The following is a 23,471-nucleotide window of genomic DNA, read 5'->3' as shown; positions in this document are numbered from 1 at the left end:
CTCACTCTGATTATAAAAATGCCTATTAACCATATCGAAGTTTGTATCGATAACATTGAATCACTGCACTATGCACAGCAAGGCGGTGCAACCCGTATAGAGCTTTGCTCTTCTCTTGCCCTTGGTGGATTAACACCAAACTTTGGCTTAATGAAACTTGCCGAAAAGCATGCCACCATTCCAGTTTATGCCATGATAAGACCTCGCCAAGGCGACTTCTTATTTGATGATCAAGATATTGAGATCATGCTAGCTGATATTCATGCAGCCAAGCAGGCCCAACTCCAAGGCGTCGTTGTTGGGGTATTAACCCAAGATGGCCATGTCGATAAAGACGTACTCAAAGCCCTTTGCCTTGAAGCTAAAGGACTTGGCATTACGTTTCACCGTGCAATCGACCAATGTGTAGATCCAATAGCGGCACTTGATACAGTGATGGAATTAGGCTGTGAGCGTGTGCTCACTTCAGGTCTAAAGGCCAATGCCTTCGATGGTATATCCATGCTAAAAAACATGGTGGCGCATAGCGGTAACCGTATTGCTATCATGGCGGGAGCTGGCGTTAATGCTTCCAATGTCGCAGAAATTGTACGACATACAGGTGTGCGTGAAGTTCACTTATCAGGAAAAAGCACACGAGCAAGTAAAATGACAGCCTTTACCACTGATGCGCATATGGGCAGTGCTGATCTTGATGACTTTGCAATACCTGTCACTGCCAGCGATAAAATAGCGGCGGTTATTAAGGCGCTTCAATAACCAAAGAAAACCTCCAAGTTTTGCAGAGAAGGTGACTTCTCTGCAAAACTGTAAGCGACGTCATTCTATTCACTCTTCGATTCGTCAAATCACCTATTACCGATTACTCTTTTGTTACTCAATATAAAGTAGGCGCTGTTATGGGTTACCAGTCATCAAAGAAAAAGCTCAACAAAAAAGACTACGAAACAGAGCTCATTAAACTTCAGATCGAATTAGTGAAACTGCAAGAGTGGATAAAACAAGAAGGGCTCAAGGTCGTCGTTCTCTTCGAAGGCCGAGATGCCGCAGGTAAAGGGGGAGTCATAAAACGGATCACCGAAAAGCTCAACCCCAGAATCAGCCGCATTGTCGCCCTGCCCCAGCCGACGGAAAAAGAAAAAACCCAGTGGTACTTTCAGCGCTATGTTGCCCACCTTCCTGCGGCGGGTGAAATGGTACTGTTTGACCGAAGCTGGTACAACCGTGCTGGCGTCGAGAAGGTGATGGGTTTTTGCACTGACGATGAATATGAAGAATTTTTACGTTCATGCCCAGAGTTCGAACGTATGCTTCTACGTTCAGGGATCATGCTTGTAAAGTACTGGTTTTCGGTCTCAGATGAAGAGCAAGAAAAACGCTTTCTTGAACGTATAAACACCCCTATCAAGCGCTGGAAGTTCAGCCCAATGGATCTTGAGTCTCGCAATCGCTGGGCGGCCTATTCTGCGGCGAAAGACCGGATGTTTGCCTATACCGACACCAAACAATGCCCGTGGTGGGTGGTCGATGCCGACAACAAAAAACGAGCACGGATCAATTGCATTTCACATCTACTATCACAAATTCCGTATGAAGATATCCACTACCCAGAGATAGAGCTACCGGAAGTGAATAAAGATGGCTATATGCGCTCCCCGCTAGAGAGTCAAAGCTTTGTTGCTGATCGGTTTAGCGATGATTAAGGTCATGGTGTTACATTATGACGCCATTTAATAACCAATAATTAACGAGTAATATATGGCTAAAGACTTATACGCCAGTCTCGATCTCAACTTACTACGTACCTTCGTGATCCTTTCGCAAGAACTTAATATGCGAAAAGCCTCTGAGCGACTTTTCGTTAGCCAGCCTGCAGTCAGCCAGGCATTACAAAAGTTGCGTAATCATTTTAGCGATGATCTCTTTGTTAAAACCCGACACGGGCTTAAACCAACCTGTTTTGGGGAAGAGTTAGCAGCCAATATCAGCCCGTTAATGGATGAACTCTCTGGTACTTTAAATGCTAGCCATGCTTTCAACCCTGCAAAACTTGAAGGCACACTTAAGCTGGCCATGTCACCTCACATTCTGACCTATATCTCAAGCTCACTGTTTCATAAAGTGCGCCAAGCTGCCCCGAATGTAAACCTACACCTATTAAATTGGTCACCAACGTCGCTCGATGAACTCAATAAAGGTGATGTCACGCTTGGGATCAATTTCGAAATTCATCATGCGCCAAAAGAACTGATACAACAAAAACTAACAGACGATACTTTTACGGTTTACGTCAGAAAAGATCATCCAATTCAAAAAGAAACCGTCAGCCCTAATGACTTAGATGGGTATGAAGCGGCTAGCATTATCATATCTGACTGGAATTCAAATATTCCACATGTAGAGCGAATAATGAAGAGCTACAACCTGAATGTTAGGGTTGGGTTTCGCTCTGAGCTACCAATGGCAATACTGGATATCATCAAACATACCGATATGTATTACCCAGCATCGTCTTACATTCGCAAAGAAGATCTAGATCATATTAGAGGGATTAAAGTTAACGTAAACAACAGCCACATTGTTAGCCCAATCATCGCTTATTATCACCAAAAGAACCGCCGAAACCCAATGACGCAATGGCTCTTTAATCTCATTCAAGACTTATTGAACCAATAACCGTTAGATACCGATACTTTGAGTCATAAGCATGAGTTATTAATGGATTAAGCACTCGTTATTTATTGTTTAATAAATAAACTGCTACTCTCTCTGTCCATAAATCAGGGGGGAATATCGTGATTAAATCCGTAACAAAAAGAGCGCACATAAGAATAAAAACAAAAGATATTTTAAAAAGGAATAAAAATAGTTTTCTCACACGCCACAAATTAGATAAGAACAAAAATACATCTATAAACAGCTAGTTGAAACAAAATATACAATTTAACATTTCCACTTTAAGCCATATCAATTTTATGTGTTAAATATAAATGTATATCTCGACTATTTCCCTTTTAATGGTAAGTGAATTCATAGTCGGTACACCTTTCATCACTAATAATAGTTAGAGGTGAAAGTAGTTATTAGTTATTAGTTATTAGTTATTAGTTATTAGTTATTAGTTATTAGTACTCAAATATAAATCCGTAACCAAGTGCACATGCTGCAAATGTAAACCTTACCAGTTTGGTACTCGCGCCCCTGCTTTTCCTCTTCTTTCAGGGGCTTTTTTTAATCATTTACAACTGAATGGTAAAACACTTCATCACTCTCTACCTTACTATGATATGTTTATAGCGATCGTCTGATATTAAAGGTACTTATGATGGCGAAGGACTTATCTGCCAATCTCGATTTGAATCTGCTTAAAACGTTCTTGGTTATCGCTCAAGAGCAAAACCTACGTAAAGCGTCTGAGCGGTTATTTGTTACGCAACCAGCAGTCAGTCACGCCCTTCAACGCCTACGCCAGCACTTTGATGATGAACTGTTCACCAAAACGCGAGCTGGATTAAAACCAACCCCCTATGCCGAACAACTTTACCGTGAATTATCCCCTGCACTAAATCAGCTCTACAAAGCGGTAAATAGCAGTCAAGAGTTTGCTCCCGAACAAATCACAGGGAAAATACGTATCGCCCTTGCACCACAATTTCTTTATGCATTTGGCAGCCGTCTCTACCTCCTGATTCAACAGCAAGCGCCAAACTGCCAAGTAGAAATTATTGAGTGGACCTCAACCACCTTCTCCGGCCTGCTTAACGGCAATATTCAAATTGCACTCAATTATGATGTATCAACCACCAGCAAAGAGTTTTGTCGTCGGGTGATCCCTGGCGATAAAGGCGTGGTAATTGTGCGACGGGAGCATCCTTACCAAAAGCCAACAATCGGTGTTCTGGATGCAAAAGATGCCTGTTGGGCCTGTTTAATCGTGCCTGAACGTAACGAGCTAATAACGGACGTTGAGCGTTACTATGAACGCTTTAACCTAAAACCCAACATCAGTTTTCGCTCTACCTCACCAGAGACCATATTACAAGTTATCAAACAAACCGACATGTTATTCCCTTGTCTTGATATTATGATCCCTGATGATCACCCCCTCTTTCGTAAAATTGAAGGAGATGTTGAAAATCACTACATAGACTTTCGCACTGTCTGTTTCTATCACCAAGCCAATAATCAAGACCCACTCACTCTGTGGCTTTTTGAACTGATAAAGTCATTATACCCACCTGATAATTCCGACTAATTACATAAATCAATCAAACTAATTAGATTGTCAGCAAAGCAATATTTAGTATGTGACTCGCTGGCAGGGATAGCACGGCATTACCCAATGACACTATCTTTGCAGCGAGCCTAATAATGAAAAAATCAACCTTTGTTTTATCCCTCATTACTTTATTTTCATCTTCCGCCTTTGCTAACAAACAAGGCTTTTATGTCGGCGCTGATATTGGCTCTAACTTTGTGGGGAGTATGTACCTCGATACAAATGTTGGATTAACTGCGGGCTATGACTACCAAGTATCCCCCAAAGTTGTGGTCGGTATTGAAGGTGAATACCGAAACTTGGGCCAAGATAATGCGGCCGCCAGTGCAGGCAACACTCATCTGAGTGCAGATATCAAGGCTTCATCTTTTGGACTGAATATCAAACCTAAATATTACTTTAGCGATCAATTTTATGGCGCTCTTATCATCGGGTTACACCGCTATACCTATGAAGAGTATTGGAAAATTGGTAATACAGAATTCGGAGGGAAAGATAAAGATAACGCTTTCTTGTTCGGGACCGAAGCCGGCTATGAAATAAAGAACAACGTTATTCTCCGCACAGGCATCAAAGCCGCAACCGCCGATCTCCTCGGTTATAAGACCGACTTAGGTACCGTCTATTTCGGTGTGGACTATAAATTCAACTAACCACCCACAATAATACACCGTGCAATAAATACCACTAATCAGTGAAATCAACCAAAGTAATTAGATAATGCACAGTGTTCATTTTAATATTCACCGCATAAAGTTGCCGCGACATCTGTGGCTGACAGTGAAAATTAACCAAATTCATCGGGTAAATTATGAAAAAGACAATCTTTGCTCTAACAATTGCTTCTCTACTATCAGCTCCAGCTCTTGCCTCAAAAGAAGGCTTTTACATCGGTGCCGATCTGGGTTCAAACCGCATAGAAGGTGAATCTTTTGATACTGGTTTCGGCCTTGTCGCGGGGTATGATTTCCACGTTGCACCACAAGTTGTTATCGGTGTCGAAGGTGAATACCGCCACTTAGGCAAAGAAAAAGGAATAGTTTTAGATGAGGGGTTGAAACCTCACAATGCAGAACTAAAAGCTCACTCTTTTGGTATCAATGTGAAACCAAAATACTATTTCAACGAGAACTTTTATGCAGGTGTTCAGTTAGGACTTCACAGCATCACAGAGAAAGTTGATGTCGAGGATTTTGGATCAGATAAAGATAGCGGCACTGGGGTGTCATATGGTTTAGAAGCGGGTTATGACTTCAACCGTAATGTAGCAATCAAAGGTGGCTACAAGGCAATGACAGCCAAGGTACATGGCTGGGATACTGATTACAGCACTTTATACATAGGTGCAAACTACAAGTTCTAAGTAAAAAGTACAATGGGCTGGCTACTGAGATTGAATCCTTCTCTTTAGCCGGCTCAACTCTCTTCCTATTGTATTTATGGCGACCCCTATGAAAAAGCCCTTACTAGCCTTGCTCATTACAGCGATGCTGCCTTTTGGTGCATCGGCGACACTCAATAAAGATACATTCTATTTGGGTGCAGATTTCGGTGCTACAGAATATCGTGACAAATCAACCTATCCAATAACCTATGCACTAATTGCAGGGTATAACTTTACATTAAATAGCGATTTTAGCTTAGCGGTTGAATTAGAGGGTCGTGAATTAGGTGATGGTCGATCATGGAAGGCCAAAGATAAAACAGAGTTTTATACCACAGCCTACAGCGCTAGCCTAAAGCCAAAATACCATTTTTATGTGCATGATCGCCCCGTTTATTTCGCAGCAAGCTTAGGTGTACAGCACATAAAAGAAACGATAAAGACTGCAGCACCATTTGATGGAAAGATCAGACAAAAAGACGAAGATACAATTATGGTCTCAGGGCTAGAGATCGGTTCAATGATGAATAAGAACTTAACCATGACTACTGGGATCAAATACAGTAAAGCCAATTTGTTCAATGAAGATAGACGATATATTACCTACACCTACGGCATTCACCTAAACTTCTAATATCAATATTCAAGCCGCCTGAATACGCATGACTCAGGCGGTTTACCCACTACTTTAAAATATTCACCAACTCTTCTTGGCTGGTATGACGAATATCTTTACCTTTCACAAAATAAATAATGTATTCGCAAATATTCTGACAGCGATCACCCACTCGCTCAATCGAACGTGCCGACCACATCACTTGCAAAACATTCGGAATAGAACGTGGATCTTCCATCATATAAGTCATCAACTGGCGGATGATCGCTTCATATTCACGGTCAATCCGATCGTCTTCCTTATACACTTCGATAGCCGCTTTAACATCCATTCGCGCAAAGGCATCAAGCACTTCATGTAACATTCGTACAGCATGTTGACCAAGCGCCTCAAGTGAGACTAATAGGTTATATTGCTTATTGGTAAAATTCTCGAGTGCTACTTTAGCAATGCTCTCGGCAACATCACCAATACGCTCAAGATCAGTGATGGTTTTAATAATCGCAATCACCAAACGCAAATCACTGGCAGTTGGCTGGCGTTTAGCAATAATCCGCGTACATGCTTCATCAATCGCAACTTCCATTGCGTTCACTTTGTGATCATCTTTAATCACTCTACGCGCCAATTCGGCATCTTGCTGATGCATGGCTTTAAGCGAATCAGCCAGCTGTTGCTCAACTAAGCCACCCATGGCTAAAACATGGGTGCGAATGCTTTCCAACTCTGCATTAAACTGGCCGGAAATATGTCGACCCAAACTAAGATTATCCAACATAATTTCTCTCCTTAACCGTATCGGCCAGTAATGTAATCTTCAGTGCGTTTTTCTTTCGGTGTGGTGAAAATATCATTGGTACTGGTGTACTCTACCAGCTCTCCCATATGCATAAAGGCGGTATTATCTGACACGCGAGCTGCCTGCTGCATATTATGAGTAACAATGATCACCGTGTATTTGTTTTTAAGATCGTTGATCAACTCTTCGATGGTCAAGGTTGAAATCGGATCCAGTGCCGAGGTCGGTTCATCAAGCAATAACACTTCCGGCTCTATCGCAATGGCACGAGCGATCACCAAACGTTGTTGCTGACCACCAGACAAACCAAATGCATTTTCATGGAGTCGATCTTTCACTTCATCCCACAATGCGGCACCGCGCAATGAGCTTTCAACCGCGTCATCCAGCACACGCCTGTCTTTTATACCTTGCAACCGTAAACCGTAAATCACGTTTTCATAAATGGATTTAGGAAAAGGATTTGGCCGCTGAAACACCATACCAACACGCCGGCGTAATGACGCTACATCGACTTTACTGCCATAGATGTTTTGCCCATGGAGTATGATTTTACCGTCGACACGGCACCCTTCAACCAACTCATTCATCCGGTTAATACAGCGAAGTAGTGTTGACTTACCACAGCCAGAAGGACCAATAAAAGAGGTAACCTGTCCTTTCTCAACACGCATATTGATATTAAACAGCGCTTGATGCGGTCCATAGTGCAGGTCTAGCCCTTCAATCGTAAGCGCAGTTTTATCCTCGGGCAAAACAGATAAATCAATCGGCTCAAACAAGCCAATGGGGGAATTGATTGAAAACATAATCTTGTTATTGCTCCAAAGAACGGAATTTCTCACGCAAGTGGTTACGGATCCCGATAGCGGTTAAATTTAATCCCACAATCACCGTCACCAACAAAAACGACGTGGCGTATACAAGTGGACGTGCTGCTTCTACGTTGGGGCTTTGAAAACCAACATCATATATATGATAACCAAGATGCATGAATTTACGGTCTAAATGCAAGTAAGGAAAATGGCTATCAATGGGTAATGAAGGGGCCATTTTAACGACCCCGACGAGCATTAACGGCGCAACCTCACCAGCAGCACGGGCAACAGCAAGAATTAACCCCGTCATAATAGCAGGGCTTGCCATCGGTAACACGATACGCCATAACGTTTCTGCTTGAGTCGCCCCTAGCGCCAATGAGCCATGGCGTACAGAACTAGGAATGCGCGCTAACCCTTCTTCTGTCGATACAATCACAACTGGCAGAGTAAGAATGGCTAAGGTCAATGCCGACCACAATATCCCTGGGGTACCAAATGTTGGTGCCGGCAGTTGATCAGAGAAAAAGATATCATCAATCGTTCCCCCCACCATATAAACAAAGAAACCTAAGCCAAATACACCGTAGACAATTGAAGGAACGCCTGCAAGGTTAATAACAGCAACTCGGATCAATTTAGTGAAGATATTTTTCCCCGCGTACTCGTGGAGGTAGATGGCTGCCATAACACCTAATGGCGTCACAATCACACTCATCAACAACACCATAAAGACCGTACCGAATATCGCAGGAAATACGCCGCCTTCAGTGTTTGCCTCTCGAGGATCCTCACTGACAAACTTACCCAGCTGTTTTAACCAATGAACAAATTTACCGCCAAAAGTCAGCTCATTTGGATGCCAGAGATCAAGTACTTGTCCCATCGAAATTTCAACTTCAACACCCGACATTTCACGAACAGTCAAAATGTCATTATCAAGCTGCTGGTGAAGTGCTTGTAACTGCTCTGCAACCTGCTCAAATTGTGCTTCCAGCGCCGCTGTTTTTGCATTAATAACCGTATCGTCAGACGCATGAAGGCGCTCACGACGCAGCTGCTCGATTTGGCGGTTAATACTTGCCAGCTCAGTATTTTCTAGTATTCGTATCTGCTCTCGGATGGCTGCAGCTGTAGATAAGCTATCAGGCAATGCCTCTAGCGGAAGCGCTTTCCCGTTATCAGTGAGGTGGACAGGAAACCCATAAAACCGCCCATTTTTAAGCCGCTCAATCACCATAACACCCTGTGCAAGCGACTGATTTTCAATGTACGGCTCTAGAAATGTAACAAAATCGCTACCAGGCATTTCACGGTTACCGGTCTTCACCATGTAGCGCAGTACGTTCTGTTCACCAAACCCAGATGTATCAATGCCAGCATCAGCAAGCTGCTCGACAGGGACGACTTTACGGCCATAAATTTCGCCGATGATCACAGAGGTATTGGTGCCCTGCTTAATATCAAACTGGTACACGGGTGCTGGCCAGAAATAGCTTAGCCCCTTCCAGCCAATTAATAGCAATAACCCTAAAACCGCCACAAGGCTTAAGCTAACGGCTCCGCCGGTTAACCAGATCCAAGGAGAGCCGGATCTAAACCAATTACCCATGGTATAAATTATTCATGCAATTTAGCTCTTATCGGTTCATACATCTCAGTTATAGCGAGCTGTATTTATCTCGCAAACGCTGACGAACAAGCTCTGCGATCGTGTTAAAGAAGAAAGTGAAAACAAACAAAACGAAGGCGGCAAGGAACATGACACGATAGTGTGAACTATTCACCTCACTTTCAGGCATCTCGATGGCGATAGTCGCTGAAAGCGTACGCATCCCTTCAAGAATATTCCAATCCATAATGGGGGTATTACCTGTCGCCATCAATACAATCATGGTTTCGCCAACCGCACGGCCTAAGCCCATCATGATGGCAGAGAAAATACCAGGGCTTGCCGTCAACAGCACAACCTTGGTTAAAGTTTGCCAATGAGTTGCTCCCAGTGCTAACGAACCACTGGTTAAGTGTCCCGGCACCGAAAAAATAGCATCTTCAGCAATGGAGAATATCGTGGGAATAACTGCAAATCCCATCGCGATGCCTACCACCAGCGTATTGCGCTGATCGTAACCGATACCCCATTCATTAGTCAGGTAAACCCGCACATCGCCGGCAAATAGCCAGCTTTCCATAAACGAACTGACTGCGAAACAAGCATACCCAATAAAGACAATCACGGGCATTAATAATAAAATGTGGAAACCATTAGGAATGCGATGTCGCCAACGCCCAGGGAGTAACGACCACCCAACCCCAGCCAGCACAATGCTCACAGGTAAAGCGACAATCAGCAGCATGATCCCTGCTAAGTTATTTTCTACGATCGGAGCAAGCCAAATACCAGCGAGAAAGCCCAAAATAACCGTTGGTAGCGCTTCCATTAATTCAACTGTTGGCTTAACAACGTTACGCATTTTCGACGACATAAAATAAGCGGTGTATATCGCACCAGCCAATGCCATTGGCACGGCAAACAACATCGCATAAAACGCCGCTTTAAAGGTACCGAATACTATCGGCACTAAACTGAGTTTTGGCTCAAATTCATCGCTGGCAGATGTTGATTGCCATACATAATCAGGCTCTGGATAACCTTCGTACCAAATTTTTTGCCATAGCGAGGCGAACCCTATTTCTGGGTGTTTATTTTCAACACCGTAAATTTGCCAACGATTGCCAGATACCGTAAGCAATTGATTTGCACGAGGAGAGATAACTAACCGCTCAGGCAAATCACTACCAAAGGGAGTTTCGTTATAAATCGCGCCATTTACGGTGGTGTAGAAAGCGGATAATTGACCATCTTGCTGAAGGGCAAAAAAGCCCTTACGCGTATATTCGGGGACAACGGAATGAATCGCAGAATCAGATACATTGAAGTCACGAGTACGAGTCAGTACTCGCTTTCCCTCATTCAACACTTCAAACCATTGAGATAGACTGTTATCGCTATTACTGATCAGTAACGAATGGGCGCCAGACAATAACACCAGTTGCTCAGGTACACTATTGCCATTGCTAACATCAACGACATCTCGGATATGCCCTGAGTCGTGTTCAAGTGCAATAACATAGATAAACTGGCCAGACAGTGCATAGGCTGTACGTGTGTCAGGGGTAATTGCTAATGCATTGATTGAATCGGGGAGCCCAGCCACTTCAAATGACGTTGATTGCCAGCCGTTATCTGGTTCAAAGGCCGTATTTTTCTGATTAAAAAGGCGAACCCTGACACGGTTATCAACCGTCGCGCCGATTATCGCAGCCTGGCTACTACTCACCGAGACCGCAAGTTTTACAATGGGTTGGCCATTAGGATCAAGTTGGACAGGTTCTCGGCCAAGAGGGTAATTAAAGGTCACATGATTATCACGCCCATTGATAAAACGCGGCGCTTCAGGCTTAACGACCTGAACGTTTCCTTTTTCTCCGCCAACAGCAAATATTGCCTGGGTTGGAAGTGTTGCCGCAACAACTGTCGTGTTACCAAGCAGGGTTAACTGTTCGGCGATTTTAGGTGCTGGCAGTGATGTTTTATTCAATGATTCAGCACCGAGCTGAATAACACTCAATACACCATTATCAGAAAGGCGATAAATAGCATCGTTGTGATCACTAATAGCAACAGCCTGCGTTTTATCACTAAACGATGTTTCGAAAAATTGTTGCTCAGTGACTTTTACACTCGAGAAGATAGGAAAAATGACATAAAGCAAATAGAAAAAGATGAGAACAAGGGTAATAAGCACGAAGATACCACCCGCTGTTACGCCATAGCGGACAAACTTATCTTTTACCTTACGGCCAGGATTTTCACCCATTAAAAATGCACCGGCCTTCGCCATTATTACCTCAATAAATTTACACGTTTATCAATGATATCGCCCTTCTATTACAATTATATGACAGCCCTCCACGAACAACCATTCGCTTATTCATTAGTCGTTGAAATAATTATGTAATAAATCAATTCAACTAAATATAACTGTCATAAATCTCCTGTACTTTCTCGTTCGTGACATCACATCGTACCCATATCTCGGAATATTCGCTTGTGACTAGACAGGAAATGCACATCATCACATAATAATAATGCTGAAAATTTAAGCATAAGGATATGATTATGAAGCACCTCATTTTGACAGTTATTGGTAAAGATTGCGTTGGCCTTGTTGAAACCCTTTCTGATACGGTTTACCAAAACCATGGTAACTGGCTATCAAGTAGCTTAAGCAAGCTCGCGGGTCAGTTTGCAGGAATAATCCAACTCGAAGTCGCCGACCAATATATTACGGTGCTTAGCCAAGCACTAAACAATATTGACGGCTTACAAGTACAGATTGTGGAAGATGAAAGCAAAACGCTGGCTTCTTCCGTTCTGCACCACTTACTTGTTACGGGCAATGACCGAGTCGGTATCGTGAAAGATGTCACCACGACACTTAATCGTCTGGGAATTAATATCAACAAGCTCAAAACCGAAACTCACAGCGCGCCAAACTGGGGGTACCCTATTTTCACCGCTGAGTTTGAATTAGAGCTACCTACAGAAATAAGTATTGATACCGTCCAAGAGACCCTTGAACGTATTGCCGATGATCTCACTGTTGATATAGATAATAACGAATAACGTTATTTTTCTCAGGCCACTGCTTCTTACAGGATAACAATGAGCAACGAACCTCTCTATATCGATAAAGAACTAAGCTGGCTTTCATTTAATGAACGCGTTTTACAAGAGGCTGCAGATAAATCTGTGCCTCTGATTGAACGCGTCCGTTTTTTAGGCATTTACTCAAGTAATACTGATGAATTCTATAAAGTACGTTTTGCCGATATAAAACGCCGGATCATCATTGATGAGGAGCAAGGCCGAAATGAAGAAGCCAAGCACCTACTGAGCAAAATACAGAGCCGGGTACTAAAGCTCAATCAAGACTTTGATACGCTATATAATGAAATACTGCTAGAAATGGCACGCCGCCATATTTTTCTGGTTAACGAACAACAGCTGGATGACTACCAGCAACAATGGTTACGCAAACACTTCCGCAATACCATTTTGCCGCATATTAATCCTATTTTACTTAACGACGACATCGATCTATTACAGTTTCTAAAAGATGAATACTCCTACCTTGCAATAGAAATGCAGCAAGGTGACAGTAAGCGTTATGCTCTGATTGAAATCCCAACCGATCAATTACCACGCTTTATTCAGCTGCCAGAAGCAAAAGGAAAGCGACGTAAAACATTAATTTTACTCGATAACATTATCCGATTTTGCCTCGATGATATATTCAGTGGTTTCTTTGAATACGATAGCCTTGCGGCCTATTCGATGAAGATGACCCGAGATGCCGAGTACGATCTTAGCCTAGAGGTTGAACACAGCTTACTGGAACAAATGTCTGAAGGCCTTAACCAACGTCTTACGGCAATGCCTGTACGTTTTGTCTACCAGCGTGATATGCCAAGCGATATGATCGATGTCTTATGCTCCCTGCTAAAGGTCTCGAACTATGACAGTATTATTCCGGGTGGGCGCTATCATAATTTTGTCGATTTCATTGGTTTCCCCAATGTTGGTCGTAACTACTTAGAAAATAAGCCACTGCCGCCTATCGATAGCTACCACTTCACCAGTGCCCGCAATGCATTTGAAGCAATAAAAGCCCAAGATATTTTATTGTATTACCCTTACCATACCTTTAATCATATGACAGAGCTTGTTCGCCAAGCCGCTTATGATCCCAAGGTACGCAGCATCAAAATCAATATCTATCGTGTTGCCAAAAACTCACGGATTATAGAGTCGATGATCGATGCAGCCAATAACGGTAAAAGTGTTACTGTGGTCGTCGAACTACAAGCTCGATTCGATGAAGAAGCGAATATCGAATGGGCACGGCGTTTAACTGAAGCGGGTGTGTATGTTGTCTTTGGTGTCCCAGGGCTGAAAATTCACTCAAAGCTATGCTTAATCACCCGTAAAGAAGGCAATGAGCTGGTTAGATACGCTCATCTAGGTACGGGGAATTTCCATGAGAAAACCGCCCGTATATACACCGACTTCTCTTTAATGACCTGTAGTAAAGCGATCACTGACGAAGTAAGGATGGTCTTTAACTACATTCAAAACCCATATCGCCCGGTTAAATTTAAAGAGCTTATTGTCTCGCCACGCAATTCGCGTTCACGCCTCTACGATCTCATTGACCGTGAAATTGCCCATGCCAAGCAAAAACTGCCAGCAGGTATTACACTAAAGGTTAACAACCTCGTTGATAAAGGCTTGATTAACCTGCTTTATCAAGCCAGTAGCGCAGGGGTGGCTATCAAACTTATTGTTCGTGGGATGTGTACCCTCATTCCCGGCATTAAAGGGATCAGCGAAAACATTACCGCAATCAGCATCGTTGATCGTTTCCTTGAACACCCTCGGGTAGTTGTATTTAAAAATAACGGCGACCCTGATGTCTATATTTCATCCGCTGACTGGATGACACGTAATATTGATAACCGTATCGAAGTAGGCTGCCCAATCCACGACCCTACGCTCAAGAAAAAGATCATTGATATTATCAATATCCAGTTATCGGATACGGTAAAAGCGCGGGTCATCGACAAAAAGATGACGAACGAGTATGTGCCGCGAGGCAATAAACGTAAAATTCGCTCACAAATTGCGATTTACGATTACCTTAAGCACTCTGAAAAGCAGCTAAAGAAGCAAGCCGAAAAGAGCGAAAAGAGCGAATGACAGAACAACCTCGACCTCGTGAGATAGCCGCCATTGATATGGGATCCAACAGCTTCCATATGGTAGTGGCGCGTATTGTTGGTCAAAGCTTACAAATTATAAGCCGCCATAAACAACGGGTTCATCTTGCTTCAGGGCTTGATGAGCATCACAACCTTGACCAAGCAGCCATTCAACGTGGCTTAAACTGCTTAGCAATGTTTGCTGAACGGCTTCAAGGTTTTGAGCCTGAGAATATCCGCATAGCCGCCACTTACACCTTGCGCCAATCACAAAATGCCGCGGTATTTTTAAAGCGGGCGGAAAGTGTTCTCCCCTACCCCATAGAGATCATCCCTGGCACAGAAGAAGCTCGACTGATCTACTTAGGCGTTGCGCATACCCAACCAGAAACAGGTAAAAAGCTGGTTGTTGATATTGGAGGAGGAAGTACCGAGCTTGTCATCGGCGAAGGCTTCTCGACTAAACTCGCCTACAGCAAACACATGGGGTGTGTTAGCTATAATAAATACTTTTTCCCTAAGGGGAAAATTTCAAGTAAAAACATGGCATCAGCACAACTGGCGGCTGAACAGAAACTTGAAAGTATTGCGACAAAGTACCGCAATAAAGGCTGGCAAACCGCAATCGGCTCTTCCGGTACCATCAAGGCCATTAAGGAAGTTTTGATTGGTAAAGGGCATGTCGATGGCGTGATCACCCTTAAAAGATTAGAGCAGCTAAGTGACGATATCCTCAACGTAAAACACGCCGATGATCTCGACCTTGTTGGCCTGAGTGATGATCGCAAACCCGTCTTCGCCGCTGGTGTCGCAATTTTGATTGCGGTGTTTAAGTCACTCAACATCGACGAAATGATTTTCTCCGATGGTGCTCTACGTGAAGGCCTGCTTTATGAAATGGAAGAGCGTTTTCGCCACAGTGACATTCGGTCTCGCACTGCGACCGCCATGGCAAGCCAATACAATGTCGATATAGACCAAGCGAACCGAGTAAAAGAAACGGCAGAGCAGCTGTATAATCAAATAGAACCACAGCCGGGTATGACAAAGGCTGAACTTGCGACATTACTCTGTTGGGGGGCACTGTTGCATGAAGCAGGACTCAGTATCAGCTACCCGGGCTTCCATCGCCACTCCGCTTATTTGCTCAGGCACAGCACCATGCCGGGCTTTAACCTCGAGCAGCAAACTGTTCTGGCGACACTTGTGCGGTTTCAACGCAAAAGCCTAAAGCTTGAAGAAATGCCAGAGTTGAGCATCTACAAGCGCAAGCACTTGTACCCATTGATCCGTACGTTACGGCTAGCCGTCGCCTTAAATGGCCAGCGTAGTGAAGAGCCTTTACCAAACATCACGGTTAAAGCCGATAAGGAAGAATGGCAACTATCATTACCAAGCGGTTGGGAAGAAAATAACCGACTACTTGCTGCAGACTTACGGCAAGAACAAGAGTATTGGCGAAAAACGGGCTGGAAGCTCAGCCTCAACGAAGATTGAACTCAAATCAATCCAAGCTATAAATAATAAAAAGCGGGCTAACCATTCAGTTAAGCCCGCTTTTTATGACCGATTCATTACGCGTTTCAACTATAGTCCGAGCTGAGTCAAAATAGCCTTCGCGGTTTCAGCTGGCAATGGCACATACCCGTCTTTTTCAACGATATCTTGACCGTCATGTGACAAAATAAAGCGGATAAATTCCGCTTCAAGTGGCGGTAAGGGCTTACCCGGTTGCTTATTAATATAAACGTATAAATACCTTGCTAATGGGTAACGACCATTGACTGCATTCTCAAGGGTGGCCTCAACGTAGTCATCCCCTTCTCTCGCAATAGGTAACGCGCGTATCCCCGTTGTTTTATAACCCACACCTGAATAGCCGATTGAGTTTAACGAGCTTGCGACCGACTGCACAACAGACGCCGAGCCAGGCTGTTCATTCACATTATTACGAAAATCACCCAAACACAGAGCTTGCTGCTTAAAGTACCCATAAGTGCCTGATACAGAGTTGCGACCAAAAAGCTGAATATCCCGTGCCGCCCAGTTACTGGTTAATCCTAGCTGCCCCCAACGGGTTATTGGCTGTGTTCCACCACAGCGTAGAGTACGTGAATAAATCGCATCGATCTGTTCGAAGTTCAGTCCCTCTAATGGATTATCTTCATGAACAAACACCGCTAACGCATCAATAGCAACACGTATTTCAGTTGGCATATAGCCATACTCACGCTCAAACGCTTCAATCTCTTTCGACTTCATTCTTCGGCTCATCGGGCCAAATTGAGCCGTTGCCTCCACTAGCGCGGTCGGTGCAGTGGATGAACCCGCGGCCTGAACCTGAATATTTACACTGGGGTAGTAACGCTTAAATTCTTCCGACCAATAAGTCATTAAGTTAGCAAAGGTATCTGAGCCGACCGAAGATAAATTACCTGATACGCCACTGATTTTTTGATATTCGGGTAAGGTGTTGGTTGGACTCGCAGTGGCGTAAGAGCTCACCATCAAAAGCACCAATGTACTCAAGACAGAAGATGCTTTTAAATACTTGTGAGTTATTGCGGACAAATACCGTCCCAATGATTGATTTTTCAGGGTGCTCATTAGTCCAATATTACTCCCGATAAAAACAACAAAAGCGGCCATAAAGACCGCTGGGTATGTTCATCATTCAAATTTTACATGGGTTAAGCACAATATGCATACCCGCTATGGATTAAGCTGCTGCTTCCGCAATAAGGCGCTGAGGCAGAGTAAAGGCAAATGTACTGCCCTCACCAACTTCACTTTCAATCTCAAGCTGAGAGTCATGGTGACTTAATGCATGTTTCACAATAGCCAAACCAAGGCCACTACCTCCCGTCTCTCGCGAACGGGCTTTATCAACCCGATAAAAGCGCTCAGTCAGACGGTGAATATGCTGAGGCTCAATCCCTTCACCACTATCCGTAACTTCTAAACGGGGTCCGGTAGGAGACAAGAACCAATGTACTTTTACCTCGGCATGGCTCGGCGTATGCTTCACCGCATTATAAACCAAATTTGAGATCGCGCTGCGTAGTTGATCTTCATCACCAAGCACTTTTAACGAGCTATCAACCGCAAAGGTAAACACGTGTTCATTGTCGCCACTTAGCGACACAGCTTCTTTTTCTAAGACATCGAGCATCGAAGGCACATCGATGATCTCTTCTAATTCAATATTTGGTGCAGCTTCGATTTTGGACAGCGTTAGCAATTGTTCAACCAGCGAGTTCATTCGCACTAATTGCTCGGTCATCACCCCATGTGCTTTATCCCACATAGGACCAATTAGCATTTCAGGGTCTCTCGACATTTCGAGGTAACCTTGCAGCACTGTCATCGGGGTACGCAGTTCATGGGACACATTCGCGAAAAAGTTACGGCGCATCCCTTCAAGCTGTTTAACCTGAGACACATCACGCACCACCATCAGGTATTCCCCTTCGGTGTAATGCATAATACGCAACTCTAACGTACGATCGTAATTGAGCGGTGACGTAATTTCCAGCGGTATATCGAATGCTTGCTTCGCTAAATAACGCACAAAATCGGGGCTACGCAGTAAATTACTGATTGGCTGGCCGGCATCATCAGGCCAACGGAAACCAAGTAGATGCTGAGCTAGCTTGTTACACCAAACAATATTCCCTTCGCTACGAAAGACAACGACCGCATCAGGAAGGGATTCTGCACCGTTACGGAAACGGCGGATCAAGGTGGCTAGCTCTTTACGGCGGCGTCGATTGCGCTGCTGTAAACGGTAGATACCGTTGAATAAGGGTTCCCAGCTGCCTGAGCCGGAAGGCGGAGTTAAGCTGCGCTCTTTCCATAGCCAATCCGACATTTTCAATTGATTATGAAAATGCCAAATTAACTGGATCCAAGTCGCCACTAGCAAAAACCAAGGCATATAGCCAAAAATTAAGCCAAGTGCGACCCATGGCAAGTAGAAAAACATCAGTTCCCAGACTAATTTTTTCCACGATAGCCGTTCTACCATGCTTTACTCCGTTACAGCGACGTTTTACGTTCTGCTGTATTTACTGCCTTAATCAACGTTCTCTTTGCATTACATACGGGTAGAGAATCGATAACCCGCGCCACGAACGGTTTGAACCAATTTATCGTGACCGTCTGTTTCCAATGCCTTACGCAAGCGACGAATGTGAACATCAACCGTACGATCTTCCACGTACACATTGGTGCCCCAAACATTATTTAGTAGCTGCTCACGACTGTATACACGCTCTTGGTGCGTCATGAAAAAGTGCAGCATTTTGAACTCTGTCGGTCCCATATCAAGTGGTGAATCATTTGATGTCACACGATGAGAAACAGGATCAAGCTTTAAACCTTGTACATCAATCACATCATCAAGTGATGTTGGAGATACACGACGCATAACCGCTTTCAAACGCGCCATTAGCTCTTTCGGTGAAAATGGCTTGGTGATGTAGTCATCTGCGCCCACTTCTAAACCACGTACCTTGTCTTCTTCCTCACCGCGGGCGGTAAGCATAACAACAGGGATCTGGCGGGTCATTTCATCACGCTTAAGGTGCTTGATCAGGTTAATGCCTGAACCACCTGGCAACATCCAGTCGAGCAAGATAAGTTCTGGATATGGTTCGCAAAGCTTCTCGAGTGCCGCATCATAATCCTCGGCTTCAACTGCTTGATATCCTTTTTGTTCAAGTACAAAACAAAGCATCTCGCGGATCGGAGCTTCATCTTCCACAACAAGAATCCGTCTTACCATAATCTTTTCTACCTATTAATTGCTGTCTTTCGAGCGCCATTATGTGTGTTAAGTATGACACTTTTGTGACTTAACCAGAGAAAAACGTAACCTTATGTATATCATTTTGTAATGCGACTAGTCTCACATGCTATCCATATATACATTTTACTCTGGTCAAACAGTTATATATCTAAAACAAACACCTAGCCTTTCACAGTGATATGGCTGCGGCCGCCACCTTGCGCTTCTACAGCAACTTGCACGCCGATCCGTTCAACCAATGTACCGACATGGGATATCACCCCAATTTGACGGCCATCGGCTTGCAATGCATCCAAACAAGCCAATGCCATTTCTAAGCTATCGGGATCGAGCGTGCCAAAGCCTTCATCAATAAATAGTGACCCCAGCTGGCGAGTATCAGCAGCCAATGACGCTAGCGCTAAGGCCAAAGCCAATGATACCAAGAAACTTTCGCCCCCAGACAAAGATTCAACACTACGGACTTCATCCCCCATATCATGATCGATAACCTGCAATGCAAGTGGGCTGTTTGGTACCGGTTGAAGGGCATAGCGAGGTGCTAAATCTTGCAAATGCTGATTAGCTAAAACCACCAGCTGTTGTAGCGTTAGGCCTTGAGCAAGGGTGCGAAATTTATTACCTGTTGCAGAGCCTATCAACTCACTCATTTGCAGCCACAGCTCTGTCGTTGCTTGTTGCTCTTTTAATTGCTCAGTCAATGCCCCTGATTGTAACTCTGCTTGCTCTGCAAGCGCCAAGCGTTGGCGCCCTTGGAATATTTGTTCATCCAACTCGGCTTTACTGGCCAGCCAAGATGAAACAATTGGCGTGTCTTCCATTTGTTCAACTGAAATCTCGTGCTCAGAGAGCCATTGCTTCGCAAGCAGAATGATAGGTTGGTGATCAACAACAGCTTGCTGGCGTTCGTCCAACACGGTATTCGCCGCAGACACCGCTTGTTCAAGCAGTTTCAGCGCTTCACGTTCTTGCGCCAGCCAATCATCGCCTTTACTCAATAATGCCACTAACTCTTCATTCGCTAAGCTGAATTTTTCTAACCATTTATTCCAGTTGTTTTGCAGTACATCAAGCGACTGTTGAACGTCACTTTGCTGCCGCTGAACACTGCCCGCAGATGCTTCAGCAGCGGCCATTGCCTCACCTGACTGGCGCTGACGCACTTGTGCTTGCTCTAATACGGCTTGATGAGCGTTCAACGCTTGCTTATGTTGCAATTCCAGCTCGGATAATTGCTGCTCACCGACCAATGCAACACGTTGCTGCCATAGCTGCTCTATCTCTTGTTTTAAAGAGATAATGATATTGTCGATCTCTGTCCCGCGCTGCTCAGTATTACGTAATGCCGTTTGCACTTCAGCAAGCTCTGGGGCCACGATTGCTAACTGCTTTTCTATATCGGTTAACAACGTCTGGTTAGTAAGGTATCGCTGTACATCGATATGCAGCTGGGTAAAAAACGCTTCTTCACCTTGTTGTTTTAACTGTACTAACCATTGGTCATTACCATATTGTTCATTCAACGCCTGCTCGCGTTCAGCCAAGATCACTGATTGCGTATCCTGCTGTTGCTCGATGGATTGCTGACGCGATTGCCATTGTGTGAACTGCTGGGCTAAAGCATGCTGCTGCTCAATCTGCTTATTAATTGCTTGTTGAACCTGCTGCCACTCAACCTCAAGTTGACGACCTTGCTTAATTTGTTGTTGGCGATGCTCACCAGAGTGCTGTAACTGTTTTAATAGCGCGTCAGTTTGCATGACGTGCTGCTGCCATATCGACATCAACGATGCTAATGTTTCAGAATTAGCCTCTGCAGATAACACGCTTTCATCTTGGACATGCAATCCATCAAATACTGCTGAGTATTGCTCAAACAGCTGGGTGATTTGTACTTTCAGCGATTGTTTATCGGTTTCGAGAGCAGCAATACGTTGTTGCTCAGCTATGCACTGCTGACCCAGAAGGCTCACTTCGTTTTCTGCCGCTTGCCACTGTTTCGTGAGCTCCGTTAAACGAGTTTGCTGAGTCTGGATCAATCCTTCGGCAATAGGGTTGTCTGTCGCATAAGGGTGATCATAAGAGCCACACAACGGGCACGCTTCGTCTGTTTTTAGCTCTGCGCGGTAATCATCTAACTGCATGACAGCGCGGCTTTGCTGCAACAACGATTCCACTTCTTTATGTTGCACCGATAAAGTCGCAATCTGTGGCTTTAATACATCGATGCGTTGATCTGCCGCTTTAAGTTGTGTCGTTGAGTGCTGCCATTCTGTCTCGGTTTTATCGTATTGGCGCAGTAACGACTGCCACTCCTTTACCCCTGACAAACCCTGAAGCAGCTGTTCACGCCACTGTTGTTTTTCTGCATATTGCGCTCGTTCTTGCTGTTGAAGTGCTTCTAGTTCATCAAAATCAAATGCCTGCTTCTGGTTTTCATACCCATGTTTTGTGGCATTCAAATCTTGTATCTGCAGTTCAAGCGCGTTTTGTCGTTTCGCATGATCATTGAGATCATTGGCGATCTGTTGGAACTCTTTACGCAAACCGCTATTAGTACGATGAGCGGCTAAATACTGCTTCACATTGTCTTCTACTGACGATGCTTGCTCGGCAATTCTTTTGAAGCCCTGTTTCTCTACAAAGTACTGCTCCAACTCATTATGCTGTTGCACCAAGCTTTGCTGTTTCTGTTTCAAGCTCGTGGCTTGCTGCATCTGCGTTTGCTGCATTTGGCTATGTTGTTGGCGTTGGGCCTCTTGCGGCTGCAACTGCTCACGTAGACCAGCAATTTTTAAATCCCATTTCGCAGCTTCTTTTAATGTCGGCTCAACCTGTTGCCACTGAAGTTCCACCTTCTTAAGCGCTGCCGTTGCGGCATCCACTTGTTGATCACTAACTTGATGAAGCTCAGTTTCACGTTTTAAGCTTGTCTGAGCGGCTGCCAAGGCGTCTGCTACTTTAGTAACTTGTGCCTGAGCTTGCTGTAATAGCGAAAAGTCACGCTGTGCCGGTTGAACTTGTTCAAGTAACGTGAGCTGGGCATAACGTGGAGCCGCTGCTTCCTTATCGTCTTCAGCCTGTTTTAACTGCTTTTGCACCTGACCAACACGTTCAGCCAATTGCGCATCAATTTTCAACGCCTGCTGATGTTGCTTGAAAGCTTGTAGCTGCGTATCTAATTGCTCAACTTGCTGCTTGAGTGAGTCGACCTGTGCGACTAATTGTTGCTTGTCTTCCTCTGACAGCAATGCAATATCACCGAGCTTATCTTGCAGCTGCTCAAGTTGCTGTTTTTCGGCTCGTGCACGTTCGTAGGCTGCAATCGATAAGCGGCCGTAAATCTCCCCGCCAGTCATTCGCTCAAGCAAAGCAGCTCGCTCATCGGCTCCCGCTTTTAGAAACGCGGCAAATTCCCCTTGCGGTAACATCACAGCACGACGAAATTGGTCAAAAGACAAACCAATCAAGCGTTCCATTTCCACTTGTAGTTCTTGTTTTTTACCGGCAAAGCGTTGATTGGTTTCAAGGTTCTCTAGCCATTGCTCAGACGCCTGAATCCGCCCTTCTGCTTTCCCCCTTGCGCGTCGTACATGCCAATGTGCACGCCAGTGGCTGCCGTCATTGGCTACAAAATCGACTTCGGCATAACCTTCGGCCTTGCCACGCGATAAAATACTACGTACATCATTGGCTTTAATACGGCTACTATCATCATCACGCCCAATCTCTGCATCGTTTTTTTTATTCGACTGCAACCGAGGGATTCGATCATATAAGGCGAGACATATCGCATCGAGTAGGGTTGATTTACCCGCCCCGGTTTTACCTGTGATAGCAAACAAACCAGCATCACCTAAACGCCCACCAGCAAAATCAATCTCAAACGGTTGCTGTAAGCTGGCCAAGTTCTGGCCTCTTAGCGCGATAATTTTCATCG

Annotated in this window: 18 protein-coding genes; 10 read left to right on the top strand and 8 right to left on the bottom strand. The window is 44.5% G+C overall.

All coding sequences use genetic code 11. The annotated features are described in order from the left end of the window. Window positions 1-18 precede the first annotated feature (18 nt). The 7 genes from L4D09_RS02640 (at window position 19) to L4D09_RS02610 (ending at window position 6,297) form a co-directional block, all read left to right on the top strand. A complete protein-coding gene (locus L4D09_RS02640) occupies window positions 19-759 on the top strand; it encodes a copper homeostasis protein CutC (protein WP_428455939.1) in 741 nt (246 codons plus the stop codon). A 140-nt stretch (window positions 760-899) separates the two neighbouring features. Continuing rightward, window positions 900-1,703, top strand: a complete 804-nt coding sequence (gene ppk2, locus L4D09_RS02635; protein WP_428455938.1) for a polyphosphate kinase 2 — start codon at window positions 900-902, stop codon at window positions 1,701-1,703. A gap of 55 nt (window positions 1,704-1,758) precedes the next feature. Then, on the top strand, window positions 1,759-2,676 hold the full coding sequence (locus L4D09_RS02630; protein ID WP_428455937.1) for a LysR family transcriptional regulator: 918 nt from the start codon (window positions 1,759-1,761) through the stop codon (window positions 2,674-2,676). A 649-nt stretch (window positions 2,677-3,325) separates the two neighbouring features. Continuing rightward, a complete protein-coding gene (locus tag L4D09_RS02625; RefSeq protein ID WP_428455936.1) occupies window positions 3,326-4,255 on the top strand; it encodes a LysR family transcriptional regulator in 930 nt (309 codons plus the stop codon). A gap of 116 nt (window positions 4,256-4,371) precedes the next feature. Next, window positions 4,372-4,932, top strand: coding sequence for an outer membrane beta-barrel protein (locus L4D09_RS02620; protein ID WP_428455935.1), 561 nt, complete (start codon window positions 4,372-4,374; stop codon window positions 4,930-4,932). A gap of 158 nt (window positions 4,933-5,090) precedes the next feature. Further along, on the top strand, window positions 5,091-5,642 hold the full coding sequence (locus L4D09_RS02615) for a porin family protein (protein ID WP_428455934.1): 552 nt from the start codon (window positions 5,091-5,093) through the stop codon (window positions 5,640-5,642). Window positions 5,643-5,730: 88 nt separating this feature from the next. Further along, complete coding sequence (locus tag L4D09_RS02610) at window positions 5,731-6,297, top strand: outer membrane beta-barrel protein (RefSeq protein ID WP_428455933.1); 567 nt, start codon at window positions 5,731-5,733, stop codon at window positions 6,295-6,297. Between the two features lie 49 nt (window positions 6,298-6,346). Here L4D09_RS02610 and phoU read toward each other — a convergent pair whose 3' ends face one another. Genes phoU through L4D09_RS02590 form a run of 4 tightly spaced genes read right to left on the bottom strand, consistent with a single transcriptional unit; the run spans window position 6,347 to window position 11,801 of the window. Then, window positions 6,347-7,057 (bottom strand): phosphate signaling complex protein PhoU, encoded by a 711-nt coding sequence (phoU, locus tag L4D09_RS02605; protein WP_428455932.1) that lies wholly within the window; start codon window positions 7,055-7,057, stop codon window positions 6,347-6,349. Window positions 7,058-7,068: 11 nt separating this feature from the next. Beyond that, a complete protein-coding gene (pstB, locus tag L4D09_RS02600) occupies window positions 7,069-7,887 on the bottom strand; it encodes a phosphate ABC transporter ATP-binding protein PstB (protein ID WP_428455931.1) in 819 nt (272 codons plus the stop codon). Between the two features lie 7 nt (window positions 7,888-7,894). After that, window positions 7,895-9,508 (bottom strand): phosphate ABC transporter permease PstA, encoded by a 1,614-nt coding sequence (gene pstA, locus L4D09_RS02595; protein ID WP_428455930.1) that lies wholly within the window; start codon window positions 9,506-9,508, stop codon window positions 7,895-7,897. Between the two features lie 49 nt (window positions 9,509-9,557). Then, on the bottom strand, window positions 9,558-11,801 hold the full coding sequence (locus L4D09_RS02590; protein ID WP_428455929.1) for an ABC transporter permease subunit: 2,244 nt from the start codon (window positions 11,799-11,801) through the stop codon (window positions 9,558-9,560). Window positions 11,802-12,079: 278 nt separating this feature from the next. Between L4D09_RS02590 and L4D09_RS02585 the strand changes: the two genes are divergently transcribed. Genes L4D09_RS02585 through ppx form a run of 3 tightly spaced genes read left to right on the top strand, consistent with a single transcriptional unit; the run spans window position 12,080 to window position 16,218 of the window. Next, on the top strand, window positions 12,080-12,586 hold the full coding sequence (locus L4D09_RS02585; RefSeq protein WP_428455928.1) for a glycine cleavage system transcriptional repressor: 507 nt from the start codon (window positions 12,080-12,082) through the stop codon (window positions 12,584-12,586). A gap of 39 nt (window positions 12,587-12,625) precedes the next feature. Then, a complete protein-coding gene (gene ppk1, locus L4D09_RS02580) occupies window positions 12,626-14,719 on the top strand; it encodes a polyphosphate kinase 1 (RefSeq protein ID WP_428455927.1) in 2,094 nt (697 codons plus the stop codon). Further along, window positions 14,716-16,218, top strand: a complete 1,503-nt coding sequence (ppx, locus tag L4D09_RS02575) for an exopolyphosphatase (RefSeq protein ID WP_428455926.1) — start codon at window positions 14,716-14,718, stop codon at window positions 16,216-16,218. Before ppk1 ends, ppx begins: the two co-directional genes overlap by 4 nt. 90 nt (window positions 16,219-16,308) lie before the next feature. Here the strand turns inward: ppx and L4D09_RS02570 are convergent, their stop codons facing one another. The 4 genes from L4D09_RS02570 to L4D09_RS02555 form a co-directional block, all read right to left on the bottom strand. Then, window positions 16,309-17,328, bottom strand: coding sequence for a PstS family phosphate ABC transporter substrate-binding protein (locus L4D09_RS02570; RefSeq protein WP_428455925.1), 1,020 nt, complete (start codon window positions 17,326-17,328; stop codon window positions 16,309-16,311). 112 nt (window positions 17,329-17,440) lie between these two features. Beyond that, window positions 17,441-18,748: a phosphate regulon sensor histidine kinase PhoR gene (gene phoR / locus L4D09_RS02565; RefSeq protein ID WP_428455924.1), complete on the bottom strand. Its 1,308-nt coding sequence runs from the start codon at window positions 18,746-18,748 to the stop codon at window positions 17,441-17,443. A 69-nt stretch (window positions 18,749-18,817) separates the two neighbouring features. Further along, window positions 18,818-19,507, bottom strand: coding sequence for a phosphate regulon transcriptional regulator PhoB (gene phoB, locus L4D09_RS02560; protein ID WP_428455923.1), 690 nt, complete (start codon window positions 19,505-19,507; stop codon window positions 18,818-18,820). A 185-nt stretch (window positions 19,508-19,692) separates the two neighbouring features. Then, the gene (locus tag L4D09_RS02555; RefSeq protein WP_428455922.1) at window positions 19,693-23,469 is read right to left on the bottom strand and encodes an AAA family ATPase; all 3,777 of its coding nucleotides are present in this window, start codon (window positions 23,467-23,469) and stop codon (window positions 19,693-19,695) included. Window positions 23,470-23,471 lie beyond the last annotated feature (2 nt).

It is taken from the genome of Photobacterium makurazakiensis, assembly GCF_050336715.1.
GTDB classification, from domain to species: Bacteria; Pseudomonadota; Gammaproteobacteria; order Enterobacterales; family Vibrionaceae; genus Photobacterium; species Photobacterium makurazakiensis.
This window is presented reverse-complemented; position numbering and strand designations above follow the sequence as displayed.

Bases quoted from the DNA above. Each gene is read 5' to 3' on its own strand.
- L4D09_RS02640 (WP_428455939.1), top strand. From the start codon at position 19: ATGCCTATTAACCATATCGAAGTTTGTATCGATAACATTGAATCACTG.
- ppk2 (WP_428455938.1), top strand. From the start codon at position 900: ATGGGTTACCAGTCATCAAAGAAAAAGCTCAACAAAAAAGACTACGAA.
- L4D09_RS02630 (WP_428455937.1), top strand. From the start codon at position 1,759: ATGGCTAAAGACTTATACGCCAGTCTCGATCTCAACTTACTACGTACC.
- L4D09_RS02625 (WP_428455936.1), top strand. From the start codon at position 3,326: ATGGCGAAGGACTTATCTGCCAATCTCGATTTGAATCTGCTTAAAACG.
- L4D09_RS02620 (WP_428455935.1), top strand. From the start codon at position 4,372: ATGAAAAAATCAACCTTTGTTTTATCCCTCATTACTTTATTTTCATCT.
- L4D09_RS02615 (WP_428455934.1), top strand. From the start codon at position 5,091: ATGAAAAAGACAATCTTTGCTCTAACAATTGCTTCTCTACTATCAGCT.
- L4D09_RS02610 (WP_428455933.1), top strand. From the start codon at position 5,731: ATGAAAAAGCCCTTACTAGCCTTGCTCATTACAGCGATGCTGCCTTTT.
- phoU (WP_428455932.1), bottom strand. From the start codon at position 7,057: ATGTTGGATAATCTTAGTTTGGGTCGACATATTTCCGGCCAGTTTAAT.
- pstB (WP_428455931.1), bottom strand. From the start codon at position 7,887: ATGTTTTCAATCAATTCCCCCATTGGCTTGTTTGAGCCGATTGATTTA.
- pstA (WP_428455930.1), bottom strand. From the start codon at position 9,508: ATGGGTAATTGGTTTAGATCCGGCTCTCCTTGGATCTGGTTAACCGGC.
- L4D09_RS02590 (WP_428455929.1), bottom strand. From the start codon at position 11,801: ATGGCGAAGGCCGGTGCATTTTTAATGGGTGAAAATCCTGGCCGTAAG.
- L4D09_RS02585 (WP_428455928.1), top strand. From the start codon at position 12,080: ATGAAGCACCTCATTTTGACAGTTATTGGTAAAGATTGCGTTGGCCTT.
- ppk1 (WP_428455927.1), top strand. From the start codon at position 12,626: ATGAGCAACGAACCTCTCTATATCGATAAAGAACTAAGCTGGCTTTCA.
- ppx (WP_428455926.1), top strand. From the start codon at position 14,716: ATGACAGAACAACCTCGACCTCGTGAGATAGCCGCCATTGATATGGGA.
- L4D09_RS02570 (WP_428455925.1), bottom strand. From the start codon at position 17,328: ATGAGCACCCTGAAAAATCAATCATTGGGACGGTATTTGTCCGCAATA.
- phoR (WP_428455924.1), bottom strand. From the start codon at position 18,748: ATGGTAGAACGGCTATCGTGGAAAAAATTAGTCTGGGAACTGATGTTT.
- phoB (WP_428455923.1), bottom strand. From the start codon at position 19,507: ATGGTAAGACGGATTCTTGTTGTGGAAGATGAAGCTCCGATCCGCGAG.
- L4D09_RS02555 (WP_428455922.1), bottom strand. From the start codon at position 23,469: ATGAAAATTATCGCGCTAAGAGGCCAGAACTTGGCCAGCTTACAGCAA.